The sequence below is a fragment of the Bacteroides acidifaciens genome (genome assembly GCF_903181435.1).
GTDB lineage: Bacteria > Bacteroidota > Bacteroidia > Bacteroidales > Bacteroidaceae > Bacteroides.
In genome coordinates, this window is sequence record NZ_CAEUHO010000005.1 from 322,791 (window position 1) to 335,468 (window position 12,678).

Here is a 12,678-nt window from a genome sequence, read left to right on the forward strand (position 1 = left end):
AATTAGAAACCAGTTTTATGAACAAAATGAAAAGACCGACAGGTAAGAAGATTCTTCTGATGGCTGTGGTAGTCTGTGCGTTTGGCTTTGCGAAAGCTCAGGAGACTCAGGTAGCGGGGAATACGCTAACCTTAACCTTAGACAAAGCCTTAGAAATTGCCTTGGATGAGAATCCGACAATGAAAGTGGCGGCAGAAGAAATTGCTTTGAAGAAAGTAGCCGGCAAAGAAGCATGGCAAAGTCTGTTGCCCGAAGCCAGCATCGCCGGGTCTGTGGACCACACGATTAAGGCAGCCGAGATGAAATTGAATGATATGTCGTTCAAGATGGGACAGGACGGTACGAACACCGCCAATGCCGGATTGAGCATAAATCTGCCTCTGTTTGTGCCAGGCGTGTATCGCGCTATGTCAATGACAAAGACAGACATTGAACTTGCGGTAGAGAAGTCGCGCGCTTCCAAACTGGATTTGGTGAATCAGGTAAGTAAAGCCTACTATCAGTTGATGCTTGCCCAAGACAGCTACGAAGTGCTTCAGGGAAGCTACAAACTGGCAGAGGACAATTACAATGTAGTCAATGCCAAGTATCAGCAGGGGACTGTGAGCGAATATGATAAAATCAGTGCGGAAGTGCAGATGCGCAGCATCAAACCGAACCTGATTGCGGCAGCCAACGCAGTGACTTTGGCTAAGTTGCAGCTCAAAGTGCTGATGGGCATAACAGCCGATGTGGAGATTAAGATTAACGACAGTCTGACTAAGTACGAGATGGAGATGTTTGCCAACCAGTTGAAGGAAGAGGACGTAAATCTGAACAACAATACCACTATGAAGCAGTTAGACCTGAATATGAAGTTGTTGGAAAAGAATGTAAAGTCTTTGAAAACCAACTTTATGCCGACGCTTTCGATGAGCTTCTCCTACAAATACCAATCCTTGTATAATCCGAATATCAATTTCTTCGATTATAGCTGGAGCAACAGTTCGAACTTGATGTTCAACCTAAGCATCCCCTTGTATAAGGCAAGTAACTTTACGAAAATAAAATCCGCCCGTATTCAGATGCGTCAGCTCGACTGGAACCGTATAGACACGGAAAGACAGTTGAATATGCAGATTGTAAGTTGCCGCAACAATATGGCTGCCAGTACAGAACAGGTAGTCAGCAACAAAGAGAACGTGCTGCAGGCTAAGAAAGCGGTGGTGATAGCCGAAAAACGCTATGATGTAGGTAAGGGTACGGTGCTCGAACTAAACAGTTCTCAGGTATCACTGACGCAAGCCCAGCTCACTTACAATCAGTCAATATATGATTATCTGGTTGCTAAGGCAGACCTCGACCAGGTTTTGGGAAAAGAATAAAGATAGACAACTAAAAAATTACAACTAAGGAATATGAAAAAAAGTATCCAATTAGTAGCCCTGCTGTTAACTGTGTTTATGGGCTCATGTACAGGTGGAAAAGACAAAGCTACTGTGGAACACGTGGACGCAAAACCCATCGTGAAACTGGCAGATGTAAAAGCTCGCCCCGTAGACCAGATACAGGATTATACAGCGACCGTAGAAGCGGAAGTGAAAAACAACATCGCTCCTTCGTCTCCTGTGCGTATCGACCGTATCTTTGTAGAAGTGGGCGACCGTGTATCAAAAGGACAGAAATTAGTGCAGATGGATGCGGCCAACCTCGACCAGACAAAGTTGCAACTCGACAATCAGGAAATAGAATTCAACCGTATTAACGAATTATATAAAGTAGGCGGTGCTTCCAAATCCGAGTGGGATGCTTCGAAGATGCAGCTCGATGTAAAACGGACTGCTTATAATAATCTGTTGGAAAACACCTTTCTGCTGAGCCCGATTAACGGTGTAGTTACTGCGCGCAACTATGACAATGGCGACATGTACAGTGGTGGAACACCTGTATTGGTCGTAGAACAGATCACTCCGGTGAAACTTTTGATTAACGTATCCGAAACCTATTTCACCAAAGTGAAAAAAGGTGCGCCGGTAGATGTGAAACTGGATGTGTATGGTGATGAAGTATTCAAGGGGACCATCAATCTGGTTTATCCTACGATAGACGCAGCTACCCGTACATTCCAGGTAGAAATCAGACTCGACAACAGAGACCAGCGTGTGCGTCCGGGAATGTTTGCTCGGGCGACGTTGAATTTCGGTACGGCCGACAATGTGGTTGTTCCCGATTTGGCTATCGTGAAGCAGGCAGGTTCCGGCGACCGTTACGTGTTTGTTTATAAAGATGGTAAAGTATCTTATAATAAGGTAGAGTTAGGTAGACGTATGGGCTCGGAATACGAACTGAAATCCGGTGTGCCCGATAATTCTCAGGTTGTAGTTGCCGGCCAGTCACGTTTGGTGAACGGTGTGGAAGTAGAAGTTGAGAAATAAGTTTATAATGTGATATAAAACCTATTAAACATGAGTTTATACGAAGGTGCGGTTAAGAAACCGATTATGACCTCGCTCTGCTTCCTGGCAGTGGTGATTTTTGGTCTTTTCTCTTTGTCCAAATTACCTATCGACTTGTATCCGGACATTGATACGAATACGATTATGGTAATGACCGCTTATCCCGGTGCAAGTGCTTCGGATATAGAAAATAATGTAACTCGTCCGCTCGAAAATACCTTGAATGCGGTGAGTAACCTGAAACATATTACCTCTCGTTCTTCCGAGAATATGTCATTGATTACATTGGAGTTCGAGTTTGGTAACGATATTGATGTTCTGACCAATGATGTGCGTGACAAACTCGACATGGTAAGCTCGCAGCTTCCCGATGATGTCGAGAATCCGATTATCTTCAAATTCAGTACGGACATGATTCCCATCGTGCTGCTTTCCGTACAGGCGAACGAGAGCCAGTCTGCGCTTTATAAGATATTGGACGACCGTGTGGTAAACCCGCTGGCACGTATTCCGGGAGTCGGAACCGTGTCTATCAGTGGTGCGCCGCAGCGTGAGATTCAGGTGTATTGCGACCCTAACAAACTGGAAGCCTATCACCTGACCATCGAAACCATCAGTTCCATTATCGGTGCCGAGAACAGGAACATCCCTGGTGGTAACTTCGATATCGGTAGTGAAACCTACGCGTTGCGTGTAGAAGGCGAGTTCGACGACTCCCGCCAGTTGGCAGACGTAGTGGTAGGTACGTATAATGGGGCGAATGTCTTTTTGCGCGATGTCGCCCGCATCGTCGACTCTGTGGAAGAGCGTGCACAGGAGACCTATAACAACGGTGTGAAGGGTGCCATGATTATCGTGCAGAAGCAGGCGGGCGCCAATTCGGTGGAAATCTCCAAGAAAGTGGCGGACGCATTGCCGAGGCTTCAGAAGAACCTGCCGAGCGACGTGAAAATCGGTGTCATCGTCGATACGTCCGACAACATCCTCAACACCATCGACAGTTTGACCGAAACCGTCATGTATGCCCTGCTCTTCGTGGTAATCGTCGTGTTCCTCTTCTTGGGACGCTGGCGCGCAACGCTGATTATCTGTATCACCATCCCGCTTTCGTTGATTGCCTCGTTCATTTACCTGGCGATTAGTGGGAATACGATTAATATTATTTCGCTTTCATCACTTTCTATTGCTATCGGTATGGTGGTGGACGATGCGATTGTGGTGCTCGAAAACGTGACGACCCATATCGAGCGTGGCTCCGACCCCAAACAGGCGGCAGTGCACGGTACGAACGAGGTGGCAATCTCTGTAGTCGCTTCTACGCTTACGATGATTGCCGTGTTCTTCCCCTTGACGATGGTAAGCGGTATGTCGGGTGTGCTTTTCAAACAGTTGGGTTGGATGATGTGTGCTATCATGTTCATCTCTACCGTTTCGGCACTGTCGCTCACGCCGATGCTCTGTTCGCAGTTGCTCCGTTTGCAGAAGAAGCAGTCGAAAGCCTTCAAGCTCTTCTTTACTCCGATTGAGAAGACGCTCGACGGACTCGACACCTGGTATGCAAGGATGCTCAACTGGGCGGTTCGCCATCGCTGGACGGTTATCTCCGGATGTATCGCCTTTTTCCTCCTCAGTCTGTTGTGTGCTAAAGGCATCGGTACGGAGTTCTTCCCCGCACAGGACAACGCCCGTATTGCGGTGAAGTTAGAGTTGCCCATCGGTACGCGCAAGGAGATTGCCCAAGAACTTTCGGCGAAACTGACCGAACAGTGGCGCACGAAGTATAAAGGCATCATGAAAGTGTGCAACTATACAGTAGGTCAGGCAGACTCCGATAATACATGGGCGTCTATGCAGGACAACGGTTCGCATATCATCTCCTTCAACATCAGCCTTGTCGACCCGGGCGACCGCGATGTGACGTTGGAAACTGTCTGTGACGAAATGCGCGACGACCTCAAGGCATATCCTGAATTCAGCAAGGCACAGGTGATTCTTGGTGGTAGTAACACGGGTATGTCTGCCCAGGCAAGCGCCGACTTCGAGGTTTACGGATACGACATGGAGCTGACCGATAGCGTGTCGGCATGCCTTAAACGCGAGCTGCTCAATGTGAAGGGAGTGACCGAAGTCAATATCAGCCGTAGCGACTACCAGCCCGAATACCAGGTGGACTTCGACCGCGAGAAGTTGGCAATGCACGGATTGAATCTCTCTACGGCAGGTACCTTCCTGCGCAACCGTATCAACGGTTCCGTAGCTTCCAAATATCGTGAGGACGGCGACGAGTACGACATCAAGGTGCGTTACGCTCCCGAATACCGTACCAGCCTGGAAAGCATCGAAAACATCCTTATCTATAATTCACAGGGACAGGCGGTGCGCGTGAAAGATGTGGGAACGGTTGTCGAACGTTTCGCCCCGCCCACCATCGAGCGTAAAGACCGCGAACGTATTGTGACCGTTTCCGCCGTTATCTCGGGTGTTCCGTTGGGCGACGTGGTGGCTGCCGGCAATAAGATTATCGACAAGATGGATTTGCCGGGCGACGTGACGATACAGATTTCCGGTTCTTACGAAGACCAGCAGGATTCGTTCCGCGACTTGGGAACATTGGGGATTCTGATTGTAATTCTCGTATTTATCGTGATGGCAGCACAGTTTGAGTCACTGACTTATCCGTTCATTCTGATTCTTTCCGTATTCTTTGCACTGAGTGGTATTTTGATGGCATTGTTTATCACTAATACTACATTGAGTGTGATGAGTCTGTTGGGAGGTATCATGCTGATTGGTATCGTGGTGAAAAACGGTATTGTGCTTATCGACTACACCATCCTCTGCCGTGAGCGCGGGCAGTCCATCCTTAATGCGGTGGTGACGGCGGGCAAGAGCCGCTTGCGTCCGGTATTGATGACCACTGCCACGACCATTCTCGGTATGATTCCGATGGCAGTCAGCACGGGACAGGGAGCGGAGATGTGGAGTCCGATGGCGATTTCCGTAATCGGTGGTCTGGCAGTCTCTACCATCCTGACGTTGATTTACGTACCGGTGATGTACTGCATCTTCGGTAGTGTGGGAGTTCGCCGCCAACGCCGCAAGATTAAGCAGGCACGCGAGATGAACGAGTACTTCCAACTGCATAAAGATGAAATCATTAAGAAATAAATAGAACGAAACGCAATGAAATCTATATTAATAACATTCGACCAGGCTTATTACGAGCGCATCATAGCATTGCTCGACCGTATGGGTTGCCGTGGATTTACGTATTTGGATAAGGTGCAGGGACGCGGCTCCAAGACAGGCGAACCGCATTACGGCAGCCACGCATGGCCCAGTATGTGTTCCGCCATCATCACGGTGGTGGAGGATACGAAGGTGGACCCGTTGCTGGACGCGCTGCACCAGATGGACTTGGAGACCGAACAGTTAGGCTTGCGCGCCTTTGTATGGGGTATCGAACGGACGATTTAACGGGATAGTTCTTCGTCCGGTGGAGATGAGAAGTGCCCCTCAAAAGTCTTGTATTCGACTTTTGAGGGGCACTTCTGTCGTTTGTTAGCCTTTTGCTCGGTGAGTTGCTTCGGTTTACCGTTTCCTGAAATATAGCATATATGATAAGGTGGCTAAAGCCAGTATCAGATTTGTCAAAGCGATACATGACACTTTGATTGCATAATCATCAATCAGGAGATGCATACAGACGGAGACGGCTATGGCAAACACAAACATTCCGCATAGTTTCCATAGCACATTCGGGGAAATCGTGCCGGGCTGTTTGATTAGCTGCCCGAGGAACACGCCGCTTGTAGTACAAATGGCGGCAAAAGAGAAGGTGAACCATGTATCGTTCTCAGTACACGTCAAGACTGTGAGCAGCCCTAAGAGAATGGTTGCGAATAGGGTTAACTTGATGAGTGGATTCATAAAAGTGTTGTTTATGGATGAATGACTGATAGAATACTTGTTTTTTCACCTGTTACCTCTTTGCCTTGTACTTGAAGAGCAGGAAACAGGCGCTCTGCACAAAGATACTTATGAAAACAAGTTTGATATTGTCGGCGGGTAGCGCGTGTCCGCGCAGTACTTCCGTAATCTTAAGGGCGCAAGGCAGCGTCAGTGCAAACGTCAGCGCATATTGCATGGCTTTGTATCTGAAGCCGGAGTCTTCCGGTTTTGTAGTCCGGCAACACATGGGAAACAGCCACACCAACATCATACAAATGGCGATAGAGACGAATCTGTCATACACAAATGTCTCCGCGAGTATTTCATATACTCCCCAAACTGCGAGCAGCAAGAGAATCGCCGCGTCTGTTCTGTTTTCTTTCAGTAGTTTCATAGGAATTGGTTTTTATAGTGTGATAATATTGCAATCATTACCTATATAGGAAACGGTTGGTTGCTTTATGCGAAACGTCTGTGTCGTTGCATTGACACGACCGTTTCCATACATTGACACACTCGTTTCCATACGTTGATACGACTGTTTCCATGCATGGATACGGTCGTGTCCATTGCGGGAAACGGATGGAAACTCCAAATGCTTGTCAATGTGATAAATAACGTTAGTTGTATAGATAGCAGCAAAAGAGAAGAAGGACAAGTAGTCGTTCCCGGTGCGCATTAAGACCGTGAGCGGCTCTGAGAGGATAAGGACAAGCGTGCCCGGTTTGATTCGTGCTTTCATAAGAGTATTGTTTGGGTGTGCGACTTGGACGATTACAATATTATGTAAAATATTGTAGATTAGCAAGTTTTTCTTTTGTTATTTTAGGGGGAAGGTTGATATAAACTGAGACGAACTCTTTTTCATTAGCTTTGTCCTTAGCTTCACACTAAAACACCTGATAAGATGGCAAAGGAACTTATCCTTTTAGCCTGTCTGTTCCTTTCGTTCATACGGGAGAACTGCTGAACAATCATCAGTAAGAATTGGGAGCGAATACGTTGAGTATGGCTATGCTGATGGGCGTGAACCTGTTGGAGAGGTTCTCGAAAGTTATTCTGAATCTTAAAGAGATGTATTTGGAAGCGATACCGTAATCCCTCTTTCCGGGCAAGCGGTAGCATCTTTCGTCGGCAACGTGATTGACTTCTGCAAATGCGTATCAACCATATCTTTTGCTGACTTTTATTCCTTTTCGTTCGGCATTTTCGTCATTTTTATCTAAGTTTGCATCCCCTATTCCTATTTTTAGATAAGATGAAGATAATCAAGAACTATCTGACATATTCCTTGTGGCTTGTGCTGACGGTATTTGCCGCTTTGCTCGGGCTTCATTGGCTGCCTGCCATCACCGTCGACGGACACACCATGCGGCGTGTCGACCTTTTGAGCGACCTCCGCTATCCGGACGCGGATACCGCCGCAGCCGATTCGGACAGCATCCCTCTGCCGCCCGTCGTGAAACCGGAGTTTGTAGATACCTGCCGTGCGGGTATGACCTGCATTGAAGATTACAGCGATTCTACCTACCGTGGAATGGCTCCCTTTTATGAAGCCCTCGACCGTGTTTCTTCCGGGACTTCCGGTTCCGGTGACAACTTAGTGCGTATTGCCGTATTCGGTGACTCCTTTATCGAAGCGGACATCTTTACCGCCGACCTGCGGGAGATGCTCCAAAAAAGATTCGGTGGTTGCGGAGTAGGTTTTGTCACCATCACTTCCATGACAAGCGGCTATCGTCCTACGGTGCGGCATATGTTCAGCGGATGGTCAAGTCACGCAGTGACGGACAGTGTTTATTTCGACAGGAAGAAACAAGGCATCTCCGGTCATTATTTCGTTCCCCGAAACGGAGCTTATGTAGAGTTGCGCGGGCAGAACAAATACGCTTCGCTGCTCGATACCTGCCAGCGTGCCTCTATCTTCTTTTATAATAAAGCTTCCGTTCATCTCTCCGCCCGTGTGAACAGAGGAGACAGCAGGAGTTACGTATTGGCGCCTTCCAAAAGTCTGCAGGAAGTGCAAGTAGACGGACGTATCGGCTCTATCCGCTGGACGGTAGACCGTGCCGACTCCACGCTCTTCTACGGATTGGCAATGGATGGAAAGCAAGGTATCATTCTTGATAACTTCTCATTACGTGGAAGTTCCGGACTTTCCCTGCGCGGCATCCCGCAACAAATGCTGAAAGAGTTTAACCGCCAACGCCCCTACGACTTGATTATTCTCGAATACGGGTTGAACGTCGCTACCGAACGAGGACGCAATTACGATAACTACCAAAAAGGACTGCTGGCAGCCATCGAACATCTGAAAACATGCTTTCCGCAAGCCGGAATCCTGCTGTTGAGTGTCGGCGACCGTGACTACAAAAACGAGAACGGCGACCTTCGCACCATGCCGGGGGTCAAGAATCTGATTCGTTATCAGCAGAACATTGCCGCCGAAAGCGGTATCGCCTTTTGGAATATGTTCGAGGCAATGGGCGGTGATGGCAGCATGGCGAAACTGGTTCATGCCAAACCGTCCATGGCAAACTACGACTATACGCATATAAACTTCCGGGGCGGCAAGCACCTGGCAGGACTGCTTTATGAAACATTGATATACGGTAAAGAACAATATGACAGGAGAAAAGCCTATGAGAAAGAATAACCTGCTGCCTGTCTTTATACTTATATTGGCGGGAATCCTGACTGCTCCCTGTTTTCTTTTAAAGATAACAGCACAAGACCGTATTCCTGCCTGTCCGCCGTTAGGCAAGACTTTAAAGAAAATCAAACCCTTGCGTGAAATGACCTGGGCGAATGATACCATCTCTGCACAAGTCTTCTTTCCGACAGTTTTCCGCGAAACCGGACGGAATGAGATTATCGACAGCATTGCCTTGTTGGCTCCTGTCTTCGAACATATCCGCCAAGTGCATGCCGGATTGTCCGAAGATACAGTCCGCATCGTTCATATCGGCGACAGCCACGTGCGCGGGCATATTTATCCGCAGACTACCGGAGCCCGCCTGACCGAGACCTTCGGGGCTGTCTCCTACATTGACAAAGGGGTGAACGGAGCTACCTGTCTCACCTTTACCCATCCCGACCGTATCGCCGAAATCGCAGCCTTGAAACCCGAGCTGCTGATTCTTTCTTTCGGGACGAACGAAAGCCATAACCGGCGTTACAGTATCAACGTACATTACAACCAGATGGACGAACTTGTCAAACTCCTGCGCGACAGTCTCCCCAATGTGCCTATTCTTTTCACGACTCCGCCGGGCTCGTATGAAAGTTTCCGGCAAAGAAGGCGCAGACGTACCTATGCCATTAATCCCCGCACGGCGACAGCCGCAGAGACAATCCGCCGCTATGCTAAAAATAACCGCCTGCTGGTATGGGATATGTACGATGTAGTCGGAGGCAAGCGTCGCGCCTGCACCAATTGGACGGAAGCCAAATTGATGCGTCCCGATCATGTACATTATCTACCCGAAGGATATATCCTTCAAGGAAATTTATTATACCAAGCCATCATCAAAGCATATAACGATTATGTTTCCCATTGATATAGATTTCAGCAGACTAAAAGAGGTATTTACTTACGACCCGCAAGCACCGATGATATTCAGCAGTGGTATCTTTCTTTGGCTGTTTGCTGCTTTTATGGTTGTGTACGTGTTGTTACAGCACAAATATACTGCCCGTATCTTGTTTGTCACCCTCTTTTCCTATTACTTCTACTACAAGAGTAGCGGCACTTATTTCTTTCTGCTCGCCCTCGTCACCGTTTGCGACTTCTTCCTGGCGCAACTCATGGCTCGTGCCGAAGGCTATTGGAAACGTAAGGGATTGGTGGCTCTGAGCTTAAGTGTCAATTTGGGGCTTCTTGCCTATTTCAAATATACCAATTTCCTGGGCGGAGTCATTGCGTCCTTGATGGGAGGGGAGTTCACGGCACTCGACATCTTCCTGCCGGTCGGTATCTCCTTCTTTACTTTCCAGTCCCTGAGCTACACCATCGACGTCTACCGGAAAGATATAAAACCTCTGACGAACCTGCTGGATTATGCTTTCTATGTATCTTTCTTCCCGCAGTTGGTGGCAGGCCCTATCGTTCGTGCCCGCGACTTTATCCCGCAGATACGAAAACCGCTCTTTGTCTCGCAGGAGATGTTCGGACGGGGAATTTTCCTGATTCTCTCCGGCTTGTTCAAGAAAGCGATAATCTCCGACTATATCAGTGTCAACTTTGTAGAGCGTATCTTTGACAATCCCACTCTCTATTCGGGAGTTGAGAACCTGATGGGGCTTTACGGATATGCTTTGCAGATTTACTGCGACTTCTCCGGATATAGTGACATGGCTATCGGTATCGCTTTGCTGCTGGGGTTCCATTTCAACCTGAACTTTAATTCTCCTTATAAGTCCGCTTCCATTACCGAATTTTGGCGTCGGTGGCACATCTCCCTGTCCAGTTGGCTGAAAGACTATTTATACATATCCTTAGGTGGAAACCGGAAAGGAAAGTTCCGTCAATACCTGAATCTGATAATCACTATGTTTTTGGGCGGATTATGGCACGGAGCATCCTGGAATTTTGTACTGTGGGGAACCTTCCACGGTGTTGCTTTGGCATTGCACAAAATGTGGATGACAATCACCGGGCGCAAGAAAGGCGAGCAAAGCCACGGTTGGCGTCGTATATTCGGAGTGATTATCTCTTTTCATTTCGTATGTTTCTGCTGGATATTCTTCCGCAATGCCGATTTCCAAAACTCGATGGATATGTTGAAACAGATATTCACCACTTTCCGTCCTCAGCTATTCCCGCAATTGCTGGAAGGTTATTGGAAAGTCTTTGCATTGATGCTGCTCGGTTTCCTGCTTCATTTTGCACCCGATAGTTGGGAGAATGCGGTATGCCGGGGCGTCATCCGTATGCCGTTTGTGGGGAAAGCGCTGATGATGGTCGTTCTGATTTATGTAGTTATCCAGATGAAAAGTTCGGAGATTCAGCCGTTTATTTACTTCCAGTTCTAAACTTTCTTTCATATAGGCTAATCATTTGCTTCATTGCCGGGGACCTTAGTTTCCGGCTGCTTGGAACAAAAAGTTTCACACCGAGAAACAAAAACTTCCTCTAGATGAGTGATTGGTTAATGTAGGATAATCGAGCCATTTTATTGATTAGTAGGGATGCTATCTGGCATATTTTTTCTTTCTTTGTAAAAGAAAAAAAGAAATCGTTAATCATATGGATAATTCATTCACTTATCAGTCGGCAACCGACCGTTATGACCGTATGCAGTATAAATATTGCGGCAAGAGCGGCTTGCAGTTACCTCTTATTTCTTTAGGATTGTGGCACAACTTCGGTAGTGTGGACGACTTCACCGTGGCAACTGATATGATAAAGTATGCTTTCGACCATGGTATCACCCATTTCGATTTGGCAAATAACTACGGTCCTGCTCCCGGAAGTGCGGAAACCAATTTCGGACGTATTATGAAAGAGAATTTCCAAGGTTATCGGGATGAAATGATTATCTCTTCCAAAGCCGGACATGAAATGTGGGCGGGACCTTATGGCGGCAATAGTTCCCGCAAAAATCTGATGGCAAGTATCGACCAGAGTCTCCGTCGCACAGGATTGGAGTATTTCGATATTTTTTATAGCCATCGTTATGACGGAGTAACTCCGGTAGAAGAAACGATTCAAACATTGATTGATATAGTAAAGCAAGGCAAAGCCCTCTATATCGGAATATCCAAGTATCCCCCCGAACAAGCGCGCATTGCCTACGAAATGATGGCAAAAGTAGGTGTACCTTGTCTTATCAGCCAATACCGTTACAGCATGTTCGACCGTGCGGTGGAAGCCGAAACTCTTCCTTTGGCTGCAGAGTTCGGTTCCGGCTTTATCGCCTTTTCCCCTTTGGCGCAAGGCTTGCTGACTGACAAATATTTGAACGGTATCCCTGAAGGCTCGCGCGCCGCACGCTCTTCCGGTTTCCTTCAGCGTTCGCAAGTTACTCCCGAAAAGATAGAAGCTGCCCGGCAGTTAAATGAAATAGCCCGTCGTCGTGGACAGACATTAGCAGAAATGGCACTGGCATGGGTGCTGAGAGATAAAAGGATGACATCGGTGATAGTGGGGGCAAGTTCCGTGAATCAGTTGGCAGACAATCTCAAAGCATTGGAACACTTAGACTTTACTGTTGAAGAACTGACAGCGATAGAACAAGTATTGTTGGGCATAGCTTAAAAAGTTTTTTATTGGCTCGACTACGTATTTAGC

At 47.6% G+C, this 12,678-nt stretch carries 11 protein-coding genes; 8 read left to right on the forward strand and 3 right to left on the reverse strand.

Annotated elements, in window-relative coordinates; translation table 11 throughout:
* Positions 1-17: 17 nt before the first annotated feature.
* The 4 genes from CLIN57ABFB40_RS18495 to CLIN57ABFB40_RS18510 are packed head-to-tail and all read left to right on the forward strand — an operon-like array spanning position 18 to position 5,912.
* Positions 18-1,364: a TolC family protein gene (locus tag CLIN57ABFB40_RS18495; protein ID WP_175631422.1), complete on the forward strand. Its 1,347-nt coding sequence runs from the start codon at positions 18-20 to the stop codon at positions 1,362-1,364.
* A 33-nt stretch (positions 1,365-1,397) separates the two neighbouring features.
* On the forward strand, positions 1,398-2,414 hold the full coding sequence (locus CLIN57ABFB40_RS18500; RefSeq protein ID WP_175631423.1) for an efflux RND transporter periplasmic adaptor subunit: 1,017 nt from the start codon (positions 1,398-1,400) through the stop codon (positions 2,412-2,414).
* A gap of 30 nt (positions 2,415-2,444) precedes the next feature.
* Positions 2,445-5,603, forward strand: coding sequence for an efflux RND transporter permease subunit (locus CLIN57ABFB40_RS18505; protein WP_175631424.1), 3,159 nt, complete (start codon positions 2,445-2,447; stop codon positions 5,601-5,603).
* Positions 5,604-5,618: 15 nt separating this feature from the next.
* On the forward strand, positions 5,619-5,912 hold the full coding sequence (locus CLIN57ABFB40_RS18510; protein WP_175631425.1) for a PG0541 family transporter-associated protein: 294 nt from the start codon (positions 5,619-5,621) through the stop codon (positions 5,910-5,912).
* A gap of 114 nt (positions 5,913-6,026) precedes the next feature.
* Here CLIN57ABFB40_RS18510 and CLIN57ABFB40_RS18515 read toward each other — a convergent pair whose 3' ends face one another.
* From CLIN57ABFB40_RS18515 to CLIN57ABFB40_RS18525, 3 genes are read right to left on the reverse strand one after another with little or no spacing between them, the layout of a single operon-like run.
* Complete coding sequence (locus tag CLIN57ABFB40_RS18515) at positions 6,027-6,365, reverse strand: hypothetical protein (RefSeq protein ID WP_175631426.1); 339 nt, start codon at positions 6,363-6,365, stop codon at positions 6,027-6,029.
* A gap of 52 nt (positions 6,366-6,417) precedes the next feature.
* The gene (locus CLIN57ABFB40_RS18520) at positions 6,418-6,780 is read right to left on the reverse strand and encodes a hypothetical protein (protein WP_175631427.1); all 363 of its coding nucleotides are present in this window, start codon (positions 6,778-6,780) and stop codon (positions 6,418-6,420) included.
* A gap of 12 nt (positions 6,781-6,792) precedes the next feature.
* Positions 6,793-7,128: a hypothetical protein gene (locus CLIN57ABFB40_RS18525; protein ID WP_175631428.1), complete on the reverse strand. Its 336-nt coding sequence runs from the start codon at positions 7,126-7,128 to the stop codon at positions 6,793-6,795.
* Between the two features lie 516 nt (positions 7,129-7,644).
* Between CLIN57ABFB40_RS18525 and CLIN57ABFB40_RS18530 the strand changes: the two genes are divergently transcribed.
* From CLIN57ABFB40_RS18530 to CLIN57ABFB40_RS18545, 4 genes are all read left to right on the forward strand, one after another.
* Positions 7,645-9,042, forward strand: a complete 1,398-nt coding sequence (locus CLIN57ABFB40_RS18530) for an SGNH/GDSL hydrolase family protein (RefSeq protein WP_175631429.1) — start codon at positions 7,645-7,647, stop codon at positions 9,040-9,042.
* The gene (locus CLIN57ABFB40_RS18535; protein ID WP_175631430.1) at positions 9,029-9,946 is read left to right on the forward strand and encodes an SGNH/GDSL hydrolase family protein; all 918 of its coding nucleotides are present in this window, start codon (positions 9,029-9,031) and stop codon (positions 9,944-9,946) included. Before CLIN57ABFB40_RS18530 ends, CLIN57ABFB40_RS18535 begins: the two co-directional genes overlap by 14 nt.
* A complete protein-coding gene (locus CLIN57ABFB40_RS18540; RefSeq protein ID WP_175631431.1) occupies positions 9,933-11,420 on the forward strand; it encodes an MBOAT family O-acyltransferase in 1,488 nt (495 codons plus the stop codon). The genes CLIN57ABFB40_RS18535 and CLIN57ABFB40_RS18540 overlap by 14 nt, the downstream gene beginning before the upstream one ends.
* Positions 11,421-11,634: 214 nt before the next feature.
* Positions 11,635-12,645 carry an aldo/keto reductase gene (locus CLIN57ABFB40_RS18545; protein WP_175631432.1) on the forward strand — a complete coding sequence of 337 codons (1,011 nt, stop codon included), beginning with the start codon at positions 11,635-11,637 and terminating at the stop codon, positions 12,643-12,645.
* Positions 12,646-12,678: the final 33 nt, after the last annotated feature.

Bases quoted from the DNA above. Each gene is read 5' to 3' on its own strand.
- CLIN57ABFB40_RS18495 (WP_175631422.1), top strand. From the start codon at position 18: ATGAACAAAATGAAAAGACCGACAGGTAAGAAGATTCTTCTGATGGCT.
- CLIN57ABFB40_RS18500 (WP_175631423.1), top strand. From the start codon at position 1,398: ATGAAAAAAAGTATCCAATTAGTAGCCCTGCTGTTAACTGTGTTTATG.
- CLIN57ABFB40_RS18505 (WP_175631424.1), top strand. From the start codon at position 2,445: ATGAGTTTATACGAAGGTGCGGTTAAGAAACCGATTATGACCTCGCTC.
- CLIN57ABFB40_RS18510 (WP_175631425.1), top strand. From the start codon at position 5,619: ATGAAATCTATATTAATAACATTCGACCAGGCTTATTACGAGCGCATC.
- CLIN57ABFB40_RS18515 (WP_175631426.1), bottom strand. From the start codon at position 6,365: ATGAATCCACTCATCAAGTTAACCCTATTCGCAACCATTCTCTTAGGG.
- CLIN57ABFB40_RS18520 (WP_175631427.1), bottom strand. From the start codon at position 6,780: ATGAAACTACTGAAAGAAAACAGAACAGACGCGGCGATTCTCTTGCTG.
- CLIN57ABFB40_RS18525 (WP_175631428.1), bottom strand. From the start codon at position 7,128: ATGAAAGCACGAATCAAACCGGGCACGCTTGTCCTTATCCTCTCAGAG.
- CLIN57ABFB40_RS18530 (WP_175631429.1), top strand. From the start codon at position 7,645: ATGAAGATAATCAAGAACTATCTGACATATTCCTTGTGGCTTGTGCTG.
- CLIN57ABFB40_RS18535 (WP_175631430.1), top strand. From the start codon at position 9,029: ATGAGAAAGAATAACCTGCTGCCTGTCTTTATACTTATATTGGCGGGA.
- CLIN57ABFB40_RS18540 (WP_175631431.1), top strand. From the start codon at position 9,933: ATGTTTCCCATTGATATAGATTTCAGCAGACTAAAAGAGGTATTTACT.
- CLIN57ABFB40_RS18545 (WP_175631432.1), top strand. From the start codon at position 11,635: ATGGATAATTCATTCACTTATCAGTCGGCAACCGACCGTTATGACCGT.